The sequence below is a fragment of the Pseudomonas sp. HY7a-MNA-CIBAN-0227 genome (assembly GCF_040310325.1).
Taxonomy (GTDB): Bacteria; Pseudomonadota; Gammaproteobacteria; order Pseudomonadales; family Pseudomonadaceae; genus Aquipseudomonas.
This window is the reverse complement of record NZ_JBEOPT010000400.1, coordinates 1-229: the sequence shown is the minus strand read 5'-3', so window position 1 is coordinate 229 and position 229 is coordinate 1. Positions and strand designations below refer to the sequence as shown.

The 229-nt window shown below is 45.9% G+C and carries 1 protein-coding gene; it reads right to left on the bottom strand.

The genetic code is table 11. From position 1 onward, the window contains the following. Positions 1-229 (bottom strand): cytochrome c biogenesis protein CcsA (gene ccsA, locus AAEZ06_RS28425; protein WP_350617554.1); only part of this gene is annotated, 229 nt, incomplete at both ends.

The window sequence follows — 229 nt, the reverse complement described above, 5'->3', positions numbered from 1 at the left end:
CCAATTACCGAACAGTAGCGCACCGAACAATAACCATGATAGCAAGCTAAACACCGTCTTATGCACGATATGCTGCGCCATGAGATCTTCTACGTAAATAAAGCCGATACCCAGCGCGATGCTAAGCAGGACAAAGCCGACCAACAGCATGTCGAATAACAGACTTTCCATACTTTGTAGTGAGGGCAGTTTATTGACCCAAAAGCGGTGAATGCTTTGATGCTTAAGC